Here is a 17,380-nt window from a genome sequence, read left to right on the forward strand (position 1 = left end):
GTCGCGATTCCGAGCCGGAGCGCCTGCGCCAGCTCGCCGAGGCCGCCTTCGCCCAGAGCAAGGTCGCGCCAGCCCGCAAGACCGCAAACGGACGCGCAGACGATGCCGGATGGGAAGAGTTCTGAGCGCGGGGCGCTTAGGCCGAGCGCTGGCTGGCGACGCCGGCGGCGAGCATGGTCGACGCCATCTGGTCGTAGAGTTCGCTCCAGGCCGCTCGTGCCTGCGCTGTGAACTCTTGTCCGAGCGAGGTCTCCAGCGTCCACAGCAGGGCGCTGCGGACGGCATCGTAATGAGACGGCCGGACACCGTAGCCGCGATGGCGTTCGCCCAGGCGCGTGAGCAGGGCGGTGAGACCGGCTGGATCGTTCAGCATGGCGAGCGCCACGGTAAGCGTCTCGATCAGCTTTGCCGCTTGTGCTTCGATATCGGTCTTGAACAGCGCGCGCGTACTCGGCGCAGTGGTGAACAGCCGCTCATAGAACAGGCAAGCCGTCTCGATCTTGCGCCGATGCAGTTGCGCGAAATTCGACCGGATCAACGCGATATCCTGCGGCGTCACGACCTCCCCCCCTTTTCGAGCGAGGCATCATGAGGGATCGCTTCAGGAACTCTCCGCCAGGACTCGTGAAAACGCAACTCAGAGTTAGCGAATCGTTGCTTCCCTGCGACCGCTAGCTTTGCGCCACCGCCTGACCGGCTCCCCTGGTCAGACCGAGGCGTTCGCGCGCGGACCAGCGCGCCAGCATCAGGACGGCGACGACCGACAGGCCGGTTGCAAGCCCGATCCAGACGCCGACGCCGGCGAGCGGTGTCAGGAAGCCGAGCGCGGCCGAGAGCGGCAAGCCGATCCCCCAATAGCCGAGACCGGCGAACAGCATCGGCACGCGCGTATCGCGCAGGCCGCGCAGGATCGAGACGCCGACCACCTGCACGCCGTCGACGATCTGGAAGATCGCGGCATAGAACAGGAACAGCACGGCCATCTCGGCCACTTCGGCGGCGCGCGGTTTGCTGGCGTCGAGGAAGGGCACGACCAGCCAGTGCGGGACCAGCAGCATCAAGAGGGCGGTGAAGCACATGAAGGCGGTTGCGAGGCCGAGCGCCGTCGTGCCCGCCCGCGTGATGCCCTGGCCGTCGCCGGCGCCGAAGGCGTGGCCGACCCTGACGGTCCCGGCCTGGCCGATGCCCATCGGCACCATGAAGCACAGCGAGGCGATCTGGATCGCGATCGCATGGGCTGCGAGCGGGGTCGGGCCGAGCAGGCCCATCAGGAAGGCGGCGCCGTTGAAGATCCACACCTCGAAGCCGACGGTGATGCCGATCGGCAAGCCCATCCGCCAGAAGGCGCTGTAGCGGCTCCAGTCCGGCCGCCAGAACCGGCCGAACAGATGGTAGCGCCGGAAGCGCCGGTCGAGCGAGACCACCATGGCGAGGCCAGCGAACATCAGGGTCGAGGCCAGCGCTGTCGCCAGCCCCGAGCCGGGCAGACCGAGCGCCGGGAAGCCGAGCCGGCCGAACATCAGCACCCAGTTGGCGAAGGCGTTGAAGACGACCGCGAAGAGTACGGTCACGAAGACCCAGAACGGCCGCTGCAACGCCGCCAGGAAGCCACGCAGGACGAGATAGCAATAGAAGGGCAGGAGCCCCCATTGCAGCGTGTGCAGATAGGAGGCGGCGGCCGCCGCCAGCGCCGGATTCTGGCCCATGGTGGTCAGGATCGTCTCCGCCTGCCAGAGGCAGAGCCACATCGGCCCGGCCATGGTCGCCGCAACCCAGAAGCCCTGGCGCACCGTGCGCCGGACATCGCGCACCGAATGCCGGTTCCGCCCGAGCTCGATCGCGACCATTGGCGCGACCGCCGCCATCACGCCGATGCCGAAGATCAGGAAGGCCATGTAGAGATTGGAGGCGAGCGCGCCGGCCGCCAAGGCATCGGGGCTGAGATGCCCCATCATGATCACGTCGGTCGCCGTCATCGCCGTCTGGGCGACATTGGTCAGCACCATCGGCCAGCTCAGCGCCAGCATGGCTTTGACCTCGGTGAGCCAGGGGCTCGCCGACCGGTAGGGCAGGGCGATCTGCGACATGATGATTGCCTTTTATCTGGGCAGACTGCTCCTTCACAGTCCTTGCCGCGCTTGGTCGGGCCGCGCCCTGCGCGTGGCGCGCTGCGGGTCCGCGCTCGATCGCCGATTCTGCCTCTTGCGCGCGCGGCCTCGTTCCGGCCTGCTGGGCTCCCGAATTGATCGACGCCTGTGGAGAGCCGACGCGATGAGCACCAACCTGCGGATCGATGGGGAGCGCCTGCTCTCGCGGCTGGCGGCCCTGTCGCGGATCGGGGCGACGCCGGAGGGTGGCTGCCGGCGTCTGGCGCTGACCGATGAGGACAAGGCGGGGCGCGACTGGCTTGTCGGCGAATTGAAGGCGCTGGGCCTCGATGTCCGCGTCGATGCGATCGGCAACATCGTCGGCATCCTGAAGGGCCAGGAGGACGGGCCGGCGGTGATCATGGGTTCGCATATCGACACGGTCGGCACCGGCGGGCGCTTCGACGGAGCGCTCGGTGTGATCGGCGGCGTCGAGGTGCTGGCGGCCCTGCGCGATGCCGGCGTGACCCCGAAGCGCGACATGGCGGTGATCGCCTTCACCAATGAGGAGGGCGCGCGCTTCCACCCCGACATGCTCGGCTCCTATGTCTGGGCCGGCGGGATGAGCGTCGAGGCTGCCCATGCCGAACTCGATTCCGACGGCGCCGTGCTCGGGACCGAGTTGACGCGCATCGGCTATCACGGGCCGGAACAACCCGGCTTCCTGCCGGCGCATGCCTATCTCGAACTGCATATCGAGCAGGGGCCGGTGCTGGAGAGCGAAGGCGGCGGGCTCGGCGCCGTCACCGGCATCCAGGCGATCTGCTGGCTCGAGCTGACGCTGACCGGGCGGCCGAGCCATGCCGGCACGACGCCGATGCGTTATCGCAAGGATCCCGGCCTCGCGGCGGCCCGCATCAACATCTTCGCCAACGAGCTGACCAAGACGATCCCGGGCCAGCTCGCCAATTCAGGCGTGATCCGCACCTGGCCCGGCAACGTCAACGTCGTGCCGGAGACCGTGGTGATGACGCTCGACCTGCGCAATCCGCTCGACGTGCCTTTGGCCGAAGCCGAGGCGGCGGTGCGCAAGTTCTGCGCCGAACTCTCGGCGCGCGACGACATCGCGATCAGCTTCCGCGATCTCGCCCGCTTCCCGGCGACGCCCTTCGCTGAGGAATTGATCGCCAGCGTCGAGGCGAGCGCCGCCGAGTTCGGCCTGCCGATCCGCCGGATGATTTCCGGTGCCGGTCATGATGCGCAGATGATGTCGCGTCTCTGCCCGACGGCGATGGTCTTCATCCCCTCGATCGGCGGGCTCTCGCACAATCCGGCCGAACTCAGCAGCGACGACGACATGGTCGCCGGCGCCAATGTCCTGCTCAGCGCCGCCTGGCGCGCCGCCAACGCCTGACGGGGATTTGGAGCCATGACCACCATTTCCTCCCTCTCCGCCGCCGAGCTCGGCGATCTCTATGCCGCACGCGAACTCTCGCCGGTCGAAGTCGCCCGCGACGCGCTCGCCCGCATCGAGCGTTTCGAGCCCGAAGTGAATGCGTTCGTCGTGCGTGACGAGCCGGTGACGCTCGCCATGGCGCAGGCCGCCGAGGCCCGCTGGCTGAAAGGCGAGGCGCTCGGCCCGCTCGACGGCGTGCCGGTGACGATCAAGGACAATCTCGGCGTCGCCGGCTGGCCGATGCGTCGTGGCTCGGCGATCGCGTCCGATGCGCCGTTCCAGCAGGACGCCCCGGCGACGGCGCGGCTGCGCGAGGCCGGCTGCGTCTTCCTCGGCAAGACGACGATGCCGGAATATGGCTGGAAGGGGGTCGGCGATTCGCCGCTCTCCGGCATCACCCGCAATCCCTGGGATACCTCGACCGGCCCGGGCGGCTCGTCCTCGGGAGCGGCCGTCGCCGCTGCGCTCAATCTCGGCTGTATCCATCTCGGCACCGACGGCGCTGGTTCGGTGCGAATTCCCGCCGCCTTCTGCGGTGTCTTCGGCCTGAAGCCGACCTATGGCCGCGTGCCGGCCTGGCCGGCCTCGGTGATGGGCTTCCTCGCCCATCTCGGGCCGCTGACCCGCACCGTGCGCGATGCCGCCCTCGCCATGAATGCGATCGGCTGCCCCGATGCGCGCGACATGACCGCCTTCAAGGATGCCCCGCCCGATTTTACGGCAGAACTCGACCGCGGCGTGCGCGGCTTGCGCATCGCCTGGTCGCCCCGTCTAGGCAGCGATGTTCAGGTCGATACGGAGATCGCGGCATTGGCGCATGCGGCGGCACTGACCTTCCGCGATCTCGGCGCGACCGTCGAGGAAGTCGACCCCGGCTTCGACGATCCGATCGCGACGTTGACGACGCTCTGGTCAGCCGGCGCGGCGCTGGCGCTGCGCAGCACCGATGCCGCGGGGCGCGCGCAGATGGACCCTGGCCTCGTCGCGGCTGCCGAGATCGGCGAGGCGATCGACAGCGCGGCCTACGTCGATGCCTTGCTGTATCAGCGCAACGCGCTCGCCTACCAGATGGCGCAGTTCCACGAGCGCTTCGACCTGCTGCTGACGCCGACGCTGCCGCTGCCGGCCTTCGCGGTCGGCAGGAACACGCCCGAGCATGGCGGCTATGGCGAGGACTGGACGCGCTGGACGCCGCTGACCTACCCCTTCAACATCACCCAGCAGCCGGCCGCCGCCGTGCCCTGCGGACTGACCTCGGCAGGATTGCCGGCGAGCCTGCAGATCGTCGGCGCCTTCGGCAATGATGCGCTTGTCATGCAGGCGGCAGCGGCGCTCGAAACAGCGCATCCTTTCGCTCGGGTCGATGCGCCGATCAAATCGATTTAAGCAGATCGGCGCAATTTTCTGCGTCGCTCCGGTGGGGCGACGCGTCATTTGTTTGCAAACGGTGTCGTGAGCCGCAAACCGGTTCCGTTTGGCACGAACCCTGCAGGGTCGCTTCTTGTCGTAGCGGCCCGTCAAAGCGTGTTGTCAGGTGCGGATTTTTCTGCCCACACTCTAGGCAAGGTCGCCCGATCAGAGGCCGCCGCTTCAGGGGAGAGCATGAGATGGACCGCAGGAATTTTCTGAAGACCGCCGCCGGGACCGGCGTTCTGGCAGCAACCGGCGGTCTCGCCATGCCGGCGCTCTCACAAGGCGCGGCAGCCAAGACGCTGCGCTTCGTGCCGCAGGCGAATCTCGCCAATTTCGACCCGATCTGGGGGACGCAATACGTCGTCCGCAACGCGGCCGCGCTGGTCTGGGACACGCTCTACGGCATCGATTCGAAGTTCCAGCCGCAGCGCCAGATGGTCGACGGCGAGGAGGTCTCCTCCGACGGGCTGACATGGACCTTCAAGCTGCGCTCCGGCCTCAAATTCCATGACGGCACGCCGGTGCTCGCCAAGGACGTGGTGCAGAGCCTGAAGCGCTGGCAGGCCCGCGACCCGATGGGCCTGATGATCAAGGCGATCGAGAACGAACTCTCCGCCGTCGACGACCGCACCTGGACATGGAAGCTCAAGCAGCCCTTCCCGAAGATGCTGCTGGCGCTCGCCAAGAACAATGCGCCGTGCTCCTTCATCATGCCCGAGCGCATCGCCAAGACCGACCCGTTCACGCAGATCACCGAATATGTCGGCTCCGGGCCGATGAAGTTCGCCCGCAATGAATGGGTGCCGGGCGCCAAGGCGGTGTTCGAGAAGTTCGCCGACTACGTGCCGCGCTCCGAGAAGGCCGATTGGCTCGCCGGCGGCAAGAACATGCTGGTCGACCGGATCGAGTGGGTGATCATCCCTGACGCTGCGACCGCGGCGGCGGCGCTGCAGAGCGGCGAGGTCGATTGGTGGGAGACCCCGCTCTCCGATCTCGTGCCGGTGCTCAAGGGCCACAAGGACATCAGCGTCGATATCGGCGATCCGCTCGGCAATATCGGCGCCTTCCGCATGAACCACCTGCATCCGCCCTTCAACAATCTGAAGGTGCGTCAGGCGGTGCTGACGGCGATGAACCAGGAAGACTTCATGCGCGCGATCGTCGGCGACGACGACAAGCTCTGGAAGCCGCTGCCCGGCTTCTTCACGCCAGGCACCCCGCTCTACACCGAAGCCGGCGGCGACATGCTGAAGATGAAGAACGTCGCGGCCGCCAAGAAGCTGATCGCCGAGTCCGGCTATAATGGCGAGCCGGTGATCTGCGTGGTGGCGCAGGACATGTCCGCGACCAAGGCGATGGGCGACGTCACCGCCGAGCTCTTGAAGAGCATTGGCCTGAAGGTCGATTTCGTCGCCACCGACTGGGGTACGGTCGGCGCGAGGCGCGCCCAGAAGACCCCGCCGAGCCAGGGCGGCTGGAGCATGTTCCACACCTGGCATGCCGGCGCCGACTGCATCAACCCGTCCTCCTATACGGCGATCCGCGCCAATGGCGACAAGGCCTGGTTCGGCTGGCCGGACGTGCCGGCGGTCGAAACCGAGGTCACCAACTGGTTCAACGCCAAGGACCTGGCCGAGGAGAAGGCGGCGATGGACCGTCTCAACAAGGCGGCCGTCGAGAACGTGGTCTATGCGCCGACCGGCTTCTATCTCGGCTACCAGGCCTGGCGGAAGAACGTCACCGGCGTGACCAGCGGCCCGCTGCCCTTCTTCTGGGGCGTGTCCAAGGCCTGAGACCGAGCAAGCCCGCGGCCCGGCTCACCACCGGGGTGCGGCTCCAATCAAGCCCGCCGGACTTGTCGGGATCGCCATCCCGATAAGTCCGGCGCCAGCAACGGCAACTCAGGGGTTCGATGCTCGCTTTCATCGTCAGACGCATCATCTCGACGATCCCCGTCATGGCTTTCGTGGCGCTGTTCGTCTTCTCGCTCCTCTACATCGCGCCAGGCGATCCGGCGGCCGTGATCGCCGGTGACCAGGCCTCGCCCGCCGATGTCGAGCGGATCCGCCAGAGCCTCGGCCTCGATAGGCCCTATCTCGTCCGCTTCGGCGAATGGTTCTTCCGGGTGCTGCAGGGCGATCTCGGCACCTCGATCTTCACCTCGCTGCCGGTGACGCAACTCATCGCCCAGCGCATCGAGCCGACCTTGTCGCTGATGGTGCTGACGCTGATCTTCGCGGTGGTGATCGCCGTGCCGCTCGGCGTCGTCGCAGCCTGGAAGGCCGGTACCTGGGTCGATCGCGCCGTGGTCGGCTTCGCGGTCTTCGGCTTCTCGGTCCCGGTCTTCGTGATCGGCTATCTGCTCGCCTATGTCTTCGCGCTCAAGCTCGACTGGCTGCCGGTGCAGGGCTACACGCCGATTTCTCAGGGCATCTGGCCCTGGTTCAAGAATCTGATCCTACCCGCGATCACGCTGGGCACGGTCTATATCGCGCTGATCGCGCGCATCACCCGCGCCACCATGCTCGAGGTACTTCAGCAGGACTATGTCCGCACCGCCCAGGCCAAGGGCGTCAACAACCGCGACGTGCTGTTCCTGCATTCGCTGAAGAACGCAGCGGTGCCGGTCGTCACCATCATCGGCATCGGCGTCGCGCTCCTGATCGGCGGCGCTGTCGTCACCGAGAGCGTCTTCGCCATTCCGGGCCTCGGCCGGTTGACGCTCGATGCGATCCTGCGGCGTGACTATCCGGTCATCCAGGGCGTCGTGCTGATCTTCTCCTTCGTCTACGTGCTGGTGAACCTGGCCGTCGACCTGATCTACACCCTCGTCGACCCGAGGATACGCTATTGACCGCTCCCGCTGCCCCACTGCCCCTGGCGGATGAAGCCGGCGCGGCCAAGCCGCTCAAGCGCTCCTATCTGCGCAAGCACCCTTCGGTCGCGATCGGCGGTTTCCTGCTGCTGGCGATGATCTTCATCGCGATCTTCGCCCCGCTGCTCTGGACGGTCGATCCGACCGCGATCTCGACGGCGCGGCGCACCCGCATGCCGTCCGAGCTCTACTGGTTCGGCACCGACATGCTCGGTCGCGACATCTATTCGCGGGTCGTCTACGGTGCCCGCGTCTCGCTGATCGTCGGTTTCTCGGTGGCGATCCTGGCCTCGGTCGCAGGGCTCGCGATCGGGCTGTTCTCCGGCTTCGTGCGCTGGGCCGACGGCATCGTGATGCGCGTCATCGATGGCATGATGTCGATCCCGCCGATCCTGCTCGCCATCGCCCTGATGGCGCTGACGCGCGGCTCGGTCGGCAACGTCATCGTCGCCATCACCATCGCCGAGATCCCGCGCGTCGCGCGCCTGGTGCGCAGCGTCGTGCTTTCCCTGCGCGAGCAGCCCTATGTCGAGGCGGCGATTTCGAACGGTGCCCGCGTGCCGCGCATCATCTTCAAGCACATCCTGCCCAACACGATCGCGCCGATGACGGTGCAGGCGACCTATATCTGCGCCAGCGCCATGATCATCGAGGCGATCCTGTCCTTCATCGGAGCCGGTGTGCCGCCGGCGACTCCGTCCTGGGGCAACATCATGGCCGAGGGCAGGGCGCTCTGGCAGGTCAGGCCGCACATCGTCTTCTTTCCTGCGCTGTTCCTGTCGATTACCGTTCTGGCGGTGAACCTGCTCGGCGACGGCCTGCGCGACTCGCTCGATCCGCGGCTGGCGAAGAGCATCTGAAGGCGGTTCGGCGTCATGTCATGCGTCGCCATCGGGCGAAGACGAAGCCCGATCCGTTTAGGCTTGGGGAACCCCTCCCCCTTGTGGGGAGGGGCAGGGGTGGGGGTCGCAAAGCCGGAGCGGTCGGCAGACATTAATTGCGCTGCCGTTGTTGCCGGCTCATTTCTCCGACCGGTCACCAAGCGGCGCCACCCCCATCCCCAGCCCTTCCCCACAAGGGGGAAGGGAGGAGCCCGGGCAATCAGCCTTGAGCAAAGAGACTGCGCTGACTGCCAGGCGGCGCTAGCCGCGCAGGTCGAGGACGACGTCGCCGGACACCGCGTCGGTGACGCCGAGACCGCCGCCTTGATCCTCAAGCGTGTCGCGGAAGCTGCCCAGCGTCGCGATCATCTGGTCGCGGGCGCCCTTCAGCGTGGCAAGGTCGGCCCATTCGCCGATCAGGCAATAGGTGTGGTCGCCGGTCTTGATGATGTGGCCCCTTGCGAGACCGGGCCAGTTGGCTTTGCCCTGGCGATGGGCATCGAGGAATTCGTCCTCGCGCCCGGGCTTGATGCGGAAGCGGACGACATTGAACGTGGTCATGGCCTTGATCCGCAGCTCGATGCTGCCTCGGCAGCCGCGGCCGGCGCTTCCGGACCGAGCCCAGAGGAAACGCCCGACGCTATTGCCGTAACGGCAACTGCGCAATGGCGCACAGGGATAACGACGTCCGCTTACAGCGGAAGCCTTGAGCCACGACCAAGCACAGTAGGAACTTTCCAATGCCTCGTATCCTGACCGTCGGCGCAGCCCAACTCGGGCCGATCCAGCGCGACGAGAGCCGCGGCTCCGCCGTCGCCCGGATGATCGAGCTGATGCGCCAGGCGAAGTCGAATGGCTGCGACCTCGTCGTCTATCCCGAGGCGGCGCTGACGGCCTTCTTTCCGCATTGGTGGATGGATGACGAAGCCGAGATCGACTCCTATTTCGAGAGCGCCATGCCCTCGAACGAGACGGCGCCGCTCTTTGCCGAGGCGCAGCGGCTCGGCGTCGGCTTCCATCTCGGCTATCCCGAGCTCGCCTTCGAGGATGGCCGCAAGCGCCGCTTCAACACCGCGATCATCGTGGACAAGGCCGGCAAGATCGTCGGCAAGTACCGCAAGATCCATCTGCCGGGCCATCCCGAGCACCGGCCGGACGCCGTCTTCCAGAATCTCGAGAAGCGCTATTTCGAGACCGGCAATCTCGGCTGGCCGGTCTGGGAGACGATGGGCGGGCGGCTCGGCATGATGATCTGCAATGATCGCCGCTGGCCCGAGAGCTATCGCGTCATGGGGCTGCAGGGCGTCGAGATGATCGTGCTCGGCTACAACACGCCCAAGCACAATCCGCCGGCTCCAGCCCATGACCGGCTCGGCAATTTTCACAACCAGCTCGTCATGCAGGCCGGCGCCTATCAGAACGCGACCTGGGTGGTCGGCGTCGCCAAGGCCGGGCTGGAGGCCGGCGTCGACCAGATCGGCGGCTCCTGCATCATCGCCCCGACCGGCGAGGTGGTGGCGCAGGCGGTGACCGAGGATGACGAGCTCGTCGTTGCCCGCTGCGATCTCGACCTCGGCAACAGCTACAAGAACTCGACCTTCAACTTCGCGAGGCATCGCGAGCCGCAAACCTACGGCATGATCGTCGAGCGCAAGGGCGCGGTGATCGCGTGACCGTCGCCGGCGCATGCGCCGCATTCCCCGGACGCAATCGAGAACCGGCTCTGATCAGGCCAAGGGCTCCCCGAAGCTGCGCCGTGCTCGTCGAGCCGACGGCCGCGGCACCTCGACAGGAGCGATGACATGGCCGCCGAACCCGTGAACAAGAAATTCTTCGTTTCGGACGACCCCGCTGACCAAGCCGACATCACCTACCACAATATGGCCGCGCGCGGCCTCTCGGGTGGGCCTCAGAACGGCGGCATGTCGCATGTCCAGCGTATCCATCTCGATGTTGGACAGCATTATTTCCGCTTCTGCGATTCGAAGCGTTTCACCAAAGATTGGAGAGATGCCGCCTCCGGCTGCTGGTGGGCGGACTACGAGGTGTTCGTGAAGGTGAAGCAGGCGGCGCAGCGCCACGGCACGATCCAGCGCTACGCCAAGAGTATCCGCTCGTCGCGGCTCGCCTATGCCGCCAAGCTCTATTTCGCCATTCCCTATGAATGGGGCGATTGCGGTTCGCTGGTGATCGCCCGGCTCAACGTCCGGCTCGACGCCTATAAGGGGCGCGGGCTTCCCGCCTATTACAATCGTGATCCGCACAAGGCCGACAAGCGGGATGGCAAGGCCGACTACGTTCCGATCCAGGATCCGACCATCTCGCAGCTCTACATTCCGGGCTTGCGAGGTCGCCTCAAGACCGTCTTTACCATCATCCAGAAGGGCGATACGGCCAGTTTCGCCTGAATGCGAAGCATCCGCCGCCCGGTTTCCCAGGGAGCTGTCATGACTCACGATCTCATCCTCAAGGGCGGCAGGGTCATCGACCCGTCGCAGAAGCATGACGGCGTGGTCGATGTCGCCTTCACCGACGGGAAAGTCTCGGGCTTCGGCAAGGACCTGAAGGGTGCCAAGGAGATCCGCGACGTCTCCGGCTACATCGTCACGCCCGGCTTGATCGACCTGCACACCCACGTGTATTGGGGCGGCACGTCGCTCGGCATCGACGCCGACGAGTTCTGCCGCGCCTCTGGTGTCACCACCTCGGTCGATACCGGTTCGGCCGGCCCGGGCAATTGGCCGGGCTTCCGCAAGCATGTGATCGAGAAGAGCCAGGCCCGCATCCTCGCCTATCTCCATGTCTCGCATGCCGGCATCTATGGCTTCGACCACCGCGTCATGGTCGGTGAGAGCGGTGATCTCAGGCTGATGAATCCGATCGATTGCGTCGAGGTCGCCGACAAGAACCGCGACCTGATCGTCGGCATCAAGGTCCGCGTCGGCCTGCATGCCTCCGGCACCTCCGGCACGGTGCCGCTCAACATCGCGCTGCAGGTCGCCAACGAGGTCGGCATGCCGCTGATGTGCCATATCGACCACCCGCCGCCATCCTATGAGGAAGTCATCGGCATGCTGCGGCCGGGCGACGTGCTGACCCACGCCTTCCGCCCGTTCCCGAATGCCCCCTCGACCGCGCAGGGCACGGTGAAGCCGGAGGTGCTCGCCGCCCGCAAGCGCGGCGTCATCTTCGACATCGGCCATGGCAAGGGGTCGTTCTCGTTCAAGACGACGCGCGCCATGCTCGCCAACGGCTTCGAGCCGGACGTGATCTCCTCCGATGTGCACAAGCTCTGCATCGACGGCCCGGCCTATGACCAGGTCACCACCATGTCGAAGTTCCTCTGCATGGGCATGAGCCTGAACAATGTGATCGCCGCTTCGACCGTGAACGCCGCCACGGCGCTGAAGCGGATGGAGTACGGGTCGCTCAAGGTCGGCTCGCTCGGCGATGCGACCGTGCTCACCGTCAAGGAAGGCAAGTTCGACTATGTCGACGTCGTCGGAGAGCACCTGATCGGCGATCGCAAGATCGTTTCCGAGGGCGTGGTGCTGAAGGGCGCCTGGTGGCACCCCAAGCGCAGCAACAAGTTCAAGAAGGTCGAGGCGTAAGGCCTAAGGCGTCATTCTCGGGCGAAGCAAAGCGCAGGCCCGAGAATCTCATGAGGAGAAGGCGCCGTAGGAGCCTCCTCCGGCCTGAGATGCTCGGGGCAAGCCCGAGCATGACGCAGGATCGCTCTCATGAGCATGTCCCCACCCTCCTGGCGTCCAATGCTCGCCGCCGACCTGCCGGCCGTCATGGCCGTGGCGGCGCAGGTGCATCCTGACTACCCGGAAGGCGAGGCGGTCTTCACCGAGCGGCTCGCGCTTCATCCCGCCGGCTGTCTCGTATTGGCCGGCGCGCAGGGGTTTGGTGGTTATGTGCTGAGCCATCCCTGGCTTCTCGGACAGGTGCCGGCGCTCGACAGCCTGCTCGGCGCGCTGCCTGATGATGCCGACGCCTATTATATCCATGACCTTGCTCTGCTGCCGAGTGCGCGCGGCGGTGGCGCTGCCTCCGATTGCGTCAACAGGTTGGCCACACATGCCAGCGCTTCCGGCTTCGCCCGGATGGCGCTCGTCGCCGTCGGCAACTCGGCCGGCTTCTGGCGTCGCCAGGGCTTTCGCGAGGCGCATGACGAAGCCCTTGCCCGCAAGCTTGCGAGCTATGACAGTGCGGCCCGCTATATGATCCGCGATCTGAAAGACGATGGGAGAGACGCATGAGTGCCGATGACAAGCTCAAGGAGCTGGGCCTGACCTTGCCGGAAGTGCCGACCCCGGTCGCGACCTATGTCAGCTTCAAGCGCGTCGGCGACTTCATCTATCTCTCCGGCCAGGGCCCGAAGCGTGCCGACGGCACCTATCCGACCGGCAAGGTCGGCGCCGATGTCTCGATCGAGGAAGCCTATGAGCATGCCAAGCAGACTGGTCTCGGCCTGCTGGCGGCGATGAAGAAGGCAGCCGGATCGCTCGACAAGATCGAGGTGGTGAAGCTGCTCGGCATGGTCAACGCGGCGCCCGATTTCGCCCAGCATCCCAAGGTCATCAATGGCTGCTCCGACCTGTTCGTTGCCGTGCTCGGCGACAATGGCCGCCATGCCCGCTCCGCCGTCGGCATGGGCTCGCTGCCCAACAACATGACCGTCGAGATCGAAGTCATCGTGCGGGTGCTGCCGTGACGACCGCGCTCGCTGAAGAGATCGCCCGCGTCTACGGCACGCCGGCCGTCGTCATCGACCTCGACAAGGTCGAGGCCAACATCGCCCGGCTCCAGGCCGCCTGCGACGCCGCCGGCGTCGCCAACCGCCCGCACATCAAGACGCATAAATCCCCCGAGCTGGCCCGGCTCCAGGTCGCGGCCGGCGCGCGCGGCATCACCTGCCAGAAGCTCGGCGAGGCGGAGGTCATGGCCGATGGCGGCATCGACGACATCCTGATCAGCTACAATATTTTGGGCGAAGAGAAGCTCGGTCGCCTCGGTGCGCTGCAGCGCCGCGTCCGCATGATCGTCGCCGCCGACAACCCGGTGACGATTGCCGGCCTGCCCAAGGCTGCCGAGATCGCCGGGCGCAATCTCGAGGTCGTGGTCGAGTGCGATACCGGCCGCAAGCGCGCCGGCGTCGAGACCCCCGGCGAGGCGGTCGAGCTCGCCAAGCAGATCGCCGCCTCCAAGGGCCTGACCTTCGCCGGTTTCCTGATGTACCCGCCCGAGACCGGCTGGCCGGCGACGCAGGACTTCCTCGACACTGCCAATGCCGGCTTGCGCGAGGCAGGGCTGGAGGCCGGTATCGTCTCGACCGGCGGCTCGCCCAACATCCCCAACATCGGCAAGCTCAAGGGCTCGACCGAGCACCGCTCCGGCACCTCGATCTTCAACGACCGCATGCAGATCGCGGCGGGAGTGGCGGAGCTGGAAGACTGTGCGCTGACGGTCTATGCCACCGTGGTCAGCCGGGCTGGGCCGGAGCGCGGCATCCTCGATTCCGGCTCGAAGACGCTGACCAGCGACAAGGGCAATCTCGACGGTCACGGCTACATCCTCGAATACCCGCTGGCCCGGATCGCCCAATTCGCCGAGGAGCACGGCTTCCTCGACCTTTCCGGCAGCAATGAACGGCCCAATGTCGGCGAGATCGTCCGCGTGGTGCCGAACCATGTCTGCGTCGTCGTCAACATGGTCGACCGGCTGGTGACCGTGCGCGGCGACAAGCTCGTCGGCGAATTGCCGGTGGCGGCGCGGGGTAAGCTGACCTGATCTGTTTAGGCGGAACGGTTCTGAAGCGCGCGGGGAACCCTTCTCCCGTGTGGGAGAAGGGCAGGGATGAGGGCCCGCCCTACCAGTAGAAGGCACTGCGGCAGCCGCCCCGCCCCAACAATCAGCGGCGGTCCCTCACCCCTGCCCCTCTCCCATCCGGGAGAGGGGTTTCCCCCGCGGATGTTTCTTCGCCCTTACCCCTTCCCGCGTTCCTCCAGGAACGCCACCAGATCCCGCCGAACCAGCTCGATATGATCGATGAGCAGGCGGCTCGCCTCCTTCATCGCTCCTGTGCGGCAGAGCCGGATCAATTCGTTATGCTCGGTCCGCGCCCGTTCGATCGACGAGCTGCGCTGCAGTTGCAGGCGCGTATAGCGATCGCTGGTCTGCAGCAGCCCGGCCACGATCGATAGCGTGCGCGGCTGCGTCGAACGGGCATAGAGCGCCATGTGGAAATCGGCGTTAAGCAGGCCCCAGCGGCTGATGTCGCGCGCCGTCATCGCTTCCTCGAACGCGGCCTCCATCCCGGCGACGGCCGCGAAATCCTCTGCCGTCAGCGCCGGCACCGAGCTCGCCAGCAGCCGCGGCTCCAGGAGCTTGCGCAGCTCGAAGACGTCGTTGATCTCGTCGAGCGACAGCCCTGAGACGATCGCGCCCTTGTGTGGCACGATCCTGACGAAGCCCTCCGCTTCGAGCTGGAACAGCGCCTCGCGCACAGGGATGCGGCTGACCTCATAGGCCTGCGCCAGCGCGTCCTGCCGCAATTGCGAGCCGGCCGGATAGCTGCCGTCGAGGATCTCCTGGCGCAGGCGATCGACGATCGCCGAGGACAGGGTGCGGTGCTTCAGGGGAGGGGACATCGGCTGCACCGTAGTGGATCGTGTCGCGGAAAACCATTGACACGTAGATTTTATACAATCTACAACGCGGTCAGGGGAAGGCAAGCATGAACAACGAAGCTGTCGCGGCGAAAAGCCGTTCCATGGCCGTGCCGGAGGCGATCGTCGCTGTGTCCGGGCGCCTGCTCCGGGTCGAGCATCGCGCCATCCAGGGCCTGATGTTCCTGCTCGCGGCGCTGATCCTGCTCAACGTGATCACGCGCTACACCGGCTATCCGATCTACTGGATCGACGAATCCGCGGTCTATAGCGTCGTCTGGCTCACCTTCATCGGCGCTTCTGCGATGACGCGCATGCGGCTCGACTTCGCGGTGACCATGCTGACCGAGCGCTTCTCGGAGCGCGGTGCGGCTATCTTCCGGGTGATCGCGACGCTCGGCGTCGTGCTGTTCGGCATCAGCCTCGGCGTGATGTGCTGGCTCTGGCTCGATCCGGTCGGGATCGCGCAGGCGGGCTTCGATGCCAGGGAATACGCCGCCGGGTCCTTCAACTTCATCTACACCGAGCGCACCCAGACCCTGAACTGGCCGACCTGGGTGATCTACCTGATCATGCCGATCTTCGCGCTCTCGATGACGCTGCATGCGCTGGCGAACCTGTTCGAGGATCTCGGCCTCGTCGCCAGACGGGAGCTGCCCGGCTTCGCCGCCAATGCCGACGGGGTGGTGAACTGATGGCCCTCACGATTGGAGCCTTCTTCGGCATCATGCTGGCCGGCGTGCCGATCGCGCTGTGTCTCTGCCTCGGCGCCCTCATCTACATGGCGGCCACCGGCAACATGCAGCTCCTGCCGAACTACCCGCTGCAGATGTTCGGCGGCGTCGACAGCTACGGGCTGATCGCGATCCCGCTCTTCATCCTGATCGGCGAGATCATGAATGGCGGCGGCATCACCCGCCGCATCGTCGACCTCGCCATGGCCTTCGTCGGCTCGCTCAAGGGCGGGCTCGCCTATGTCAACATCCTCGCCAACATGTTCGTCGCCTCGATCCTCGGATCGGCGACGGCCCAGGTCGCGATCATGGCGCAGGTCATGGTCCCTGAGATGGAGCGCAAGGGCTACGACAAGGACTTCGCTGCCGGCCTCACCGCCTATGGCGGCATGCTCGGCCCGATCATTCCGCCTTCGGTGATGTTCGTCGTCTATGCCGTGCTGGCCCAGGTCTCGGTCAGCGACATGCTGATGTCCGGCATCGTGCCGGGCGTGCTCCTGACGGTCCTGTTCTTCCTGATCATCGCCGGCATGGGCTTCGTCTACAACTATCCGGCCGGCGACAAGCTGACCCTGCGCGAGCGCGCCAGGATCGTGCTGAACTCGGCCCCGACCCTGCTGATCCCGATCGTCATCGTCGGCTCGATCCTCGGCGGCTTCGCCAATGCGACGGAGGCGGCAGCCGTCGGTTCGGTCGCGGCGCTGCTGATCGGCCGCTACTGGACGAAGCAGCTCAGCTTCGGGCAACTGCCGCAGATGATGCTGCGCGCCGGCGTCTATTCGGCGATCGTGCTCTTCCTCGTCGCTGCCGCTGCTGTGTTCTCCTGGGTGCTGGTCTACGGCAAGGTCCCGCAGAGCGTCGCCGCCTCGATCCAGTCGATCGCCAAGGATCCGGTGACCTTCATGCTGCTGGTCAACGTCATCCTGCTGGTCATCGGCACGGTGATCGACGGCATCCCGGGCCTGATCATGACGGTGCCGATCCTGCTGCCGATCGCGACCGAGGTCTACAGCATCGATCCCCGCCATTTCGGCGTGGTCGTGGTGATCAACCTCGTGCTCGGCCTGCTCTCGCCGCCGGTCGGGCTGTGCTTCTTCGTCGCTGCCGCGGTGACAGGAGCCAAGCCCGGCAAGATGTTCCTGGTGACGCTGCCCTTCTTCATCATCTCCTGCGTCCTCCTGGTCCTGCTCTCGATCTACCCATGGCTCTCGCTGGCCCTGGTGAAGTGAACCCGCCTGCCAACCAATAAGGGGAGTACCG

The 17,380-nt window shown here is 66.1% G+C and carries 17 protein-coding genes; 13 read left to right on the forward strand and 4 right to left on the reverse strand.

Annotated elements, in window-relative coordinates; translation table 11 throughout:
* Positions 1–136 precede the first annotated feature (136 nt).
* Together ACQKLX_RS25460 and ACQKLX_RS25465 are read right to left on the reverse strand one after the other, a co-directional pair.
* The gene (locus ACQKLX_RS25460) at positions 137–559 is read right to left on the reverse strand and encodes a globin domain-containing protein (RefSeq protein ID WP_427364353.1); all 423 of its coding nucleotides are present in this window, start codon (positions 557–559) and stop codon (positions 137–139) included.
* A gap of 112 nt (positions 560–671) precedes the next feature.
* The gene (locus tag ACQKLX_RS25465) at positions 672–2,087 is read right to left on the reverse strand and encodes an MATE family efflux transporter (RefSeq protein WP_427364354.1); all 1,416 of its coding nucleotides are present in this window, start codon (positions 2,085–2,087) and stop codon (positions 672–674) included.
* Positions 2,088–2,271: 184 nt separating this feature from the next.
* Here ACQKLX_RS25465 and ACQKLX_RS25470 point away from each other — a divergent pair, with 184 nt between their 5' ends.
* From ACQKLX_RS25470 to ACQKLX_RS25490, 5 genes are all read left to right on the forward strand, one after another.
* Complete coding sequence (locus tag ACQKLX_RS25470; protein WP_427364355.1) at positions 2,272–3,501, forward strand: M20 family metallo-hydrolase; 1,230 nt, start codon at positions 2,272–2,274, stop codon at positions 3,499–3,501.
* Positions 3,502–3,516: 15 nt separating this feature from the next.
* Positions 3,517–4,929, forward strand: coding sequence for an amidase (locus ACQKLX_RS25475; RefSeq protein WP_427364356.1), 1,413 nt, complete (start codon positions 3,517–3,519; stop codon positions 4,927–4,929).
* A 221-nt stretch (positions 4,930–5,150) separates the two neighbouring features.
* Positions 5,151–6,749, forward strand: coding sequence for an ABC transporter substrate-binding protein (locus ACQKLX_RS25480; RefSeq protein ID WP_427364357.1), 1,599 nt, complete (start codon positions 5,151–5,153; stop codon positions 6,747–6,749).
* 119 nt (positions 6,750–6,868) lie between these two features.
* Positions 6,869–7,810, forward strand: a complete 942-nt coding sequence (locus tag ACQKLX_RS25485; RefSeq protein ID WP_427364358.1) for an ABC transporter permease — start codon at positions 6,869–6,871, stop codon at positions 7,808–7,810.
* A gap of 17 nt (positions 7,811–7,827) precedes the next feature.
* Positions 7,828–8,691, forward strand: coding sequence for an ABC transporter permease (locus ACQKLX_RS25490; RefSeq protein WP_427364439.1), 864 nt, complete (start codon positions 7,828–7,830; stop codon positions 8,689–8,691).
* A 282-nt stretch (positions 8,692–8,973) separates the two neighbouring features.
* Here the strand turns inward: ACQKLX_RS25490 and ACQKLX_RS25495 are convergent, their stop codons facing one another.
* Positions 8,974–9,273: an antibiotic biosynthesis monooxygenase family protein gene (locus ACQKLX_RS25495; protein WP_427364359.1), complete on the reverse strand. Its 300-nt coding sequence runs from the start codon at positions 9,271–9,273 to the stop codon at positions 8,974–8,976.
* A 179-nt stretch (positions 9,274–9,452) separates the two neighbouring features.
* On the opposite strand from ACQKLX_RS25495, the gene ACQKLX_RS25500 reads away from it, so the two are divergent.
* The 6 genes from ACQKLX_RS25500 (at position 9,453) to ACQKLX_RS25525 (ending at position 14,508) form a co-directional block, all read left to right on the forward strand.
* Positions 9,453–10,385, forward strand: a complete 933-nt coding sequence (locus ACQKLX_RS25500; RefSeq protein ID WP_427364360.1) for an N-carbamoyl-D-amino-acid hydrolase — start codon at positions 9,453–9,455, stop codon at positions 10,383–10,385.
* Positions 10,386–10,514: 129 nt separating this feature from the next.
* Positions 10,515–11,120 carry a hypothetical protein gene (locus tag ACQKLX_RS25505; RefSeq protein WP_427364361.1) on the forward strand — a complete coding sequence of 202 codons (606 nt, stop codon included), beginning with the start codon at positions 10,515–10,517 and terminating at the stop codon, positions 11,118–11,120.
* A gap of 39 nt (positions 11,121–11,159) precedes the next feature.
* The gene (locus ACQKLX_RS25510; RefSeq protein WP_427364362.1) at positions 11,160–12,323 is read left to right on the forward strand and encodes an amidohydrolase/deacetylase family metallohydrolase; all 1,164 of its coding nucleotides are present in this window, start codon (positions 11,160–11,162) and stop codon (positions 12,321–12,323) included.
* 129 nt (positions 12,324–12,452) lie between these two features.
* A complete protein-coding gene (locus ACQKLX_RS25515) occupies positions 12,453–12,977 on the forward strand; it encodes a GNAT family N-acetyltransferase (protein ID WP_427364363.1) in 525 nt (174 codons plus the stop codon).
* Entirely contained in the window at positions 12,974–13,432 is a 459-nt protein-coding gene (locus tag ACQKLX_RS25520) for a RidA family protein (RefSeq protein WP_427364364.1), read from the forward strand. The genes ACQKLX_RS25515 and ACQKLX_RS25520 overlap by 4 nt, the downstream gene beginning before the upstream one ends.
* A complete protein-coding gene (locus ACQKLX_RS25525) occupies positions 13,429–14,508 on the forward strand; it encodes an alanine racemase (protein ID WP_427364365.1) in 1,080 nt (359 codons plus the stop codon). Before ACQKLX_RS25520 ends, ACQKLX_RS25525 begins: the two co-directional genes overlap by 4 nt.
* Positions 14,509–14,702: 194 nt before the next feature.
* On the opposite strand, the gene ACQKLX_RS25530 is transcribed toward ACQKLX_RS25525, so the two are convergent.
* Positions 14,703–15,368, reverse strand: coding sequence for a GntR family transcriptional regulator (locus ACQKLX_RS25530; RefSeq protein ID WP_427364366.1), 666 nt, complete (start codon positions 15,366–15,368; stop codon positions 14,703–14,705).
* Between the two features lie 86 nt (positions 15,369–15,454).
* Here ACQKLX_RS25530 and ACQKLX_RS25535 point away from each other — a divergent pair, with 86 nt between their 5' ends.
* Positions 15,455–16,081 (forward strand): TRAP transporter small permease, encoded by a 627-nt coding sequence (locus ACQKLX_RS25535; RefSeq protein ID WP_427364367.1) that lies wholly within the window; start codon positions 15,455–15,457, stop codon positions 16,079–16,081.
* Positions 16,081–17,349, forward strand: a complete 1,269-nt coding sequence (locus tag ACQKLX_RS25540; RefSeq protein ID WP_427364368.1) for a TRAP transporter large permease — start codon at positions 16,081–16,083, stop codon at positions 17,347–17,349. The genes ACQKLX_RS25535 and ACQKLX_RS25540 overlap by 1 nt, the downstream gene beginning before the upstream one ends.
* Positions 17,350–17,380 lie beyond the last annotated feature (31 nt).

Source organism: Allobosea sp. NPDC003192 (assembly GCF_050275675.1).
GTDB lineage: Bacteria > Pseudomonadota > Alphaproteobacteria > Rhizobiales > Beijerinckiaceae > Allobosea.

Coding starts and splice junctions, on each gene's coding strand:
- ACQKLX_RS25500 (WP_427364360.1), top strand. CDS start 9,453: ATGCCTCGTATCCTGACCGTCGGCGCAGCCCAACTCGGGCCGATCCAG.
- ACQKLX_RS25540 (WP_427364368.1), top strand. CDS start 16,081: ATGGCCCTCACGATTGGAGCCTTCTTCGGCATCATGCTGGCCGGCGTG.
- ACQKLX_RS25535 (WP_427364367.1), top strand. CDS start 15,455: ATGAACAACGAAGCTGTCGCGGCGAAAAGCCGTTCCATGGCCGTGCCG.
- ACQKLX_RS25485 (WP_427364358.1), top strand. CDS start 6,869: ATGCTCGCTTTCATCGTCAGACGCATCATCTCGACGATCCCCGTCATG.
- ACQKLX_RS25505 (WP_427364361.1), top strand. CDS start 10,515: ATGGCCGCCGAACCCGTGAACAAGAAATTCTTCGTTTCGGACGACCCC.
- ACQKLX_RS25480 (WP_427364357.1), top strand. CDS start 5,151: ATGGACCGCAGGAATTTTCTGAAGACCGCCGCCGGGACCGGCGTTCTG.
- ACQKLX_RS25495 (WP_427364359.1), bottom strand. CDS start 9,273: ATGACCACGTTCAATGTCGTCCGCTTCCGCATCAAGCCCGGGCGCGAG.
- ACQKLX_RS25465 (WP_427364354.1), bottom strand. CDS start 2,087: ATGTCGCAGATCGCCCTGCCCTACCGGTCGGCGAGCCCCTGGCTCACC.
- ACQKLX_RS25530 (WP_427364366.1), bottom strand. CDS start 15,368: ATGTCCCCTCCCCTGAAGCACCGCACCCTGTCCTCGGCGATCGTCGAT.
- ACQKLX_RS25475 (WP_427364356.1), top strand. CDS start 3,517: ATGACCACCATTTCCTCCCTCTCCGCCGCCGAGCTCGGCGATCTCTAT.
- ACQKLX_RS25515 (WP_427364363.1), top strand. CDS start 12,453: ATGAGCATGTCCCCACCCTCCTGGCGTCCAATGCTCGCCGCCGACCTG.
- ACQKLX_RS25510 (WP_427364362.1), top strand. CDS start 11,160: ATGACTCACGATCTCATCCTCAAGGGCGGCAGGGTCATCGACCCGTCG.
- ACQKLX_RS25470 (WP_427364355.1), top strand. CDS start 2,272: ATGAGCACCAACCTGCGGATCGATGGGGAGCGCCTGCTCTCGCGGCTG.
- ACQKLX_RS25520 (WP_427364364.1), top strand. CDS start 12,974: ATGAGTGCCGATGACAAGCTCAAGGAGCTGGGCCTGACCTTGCCGGAA.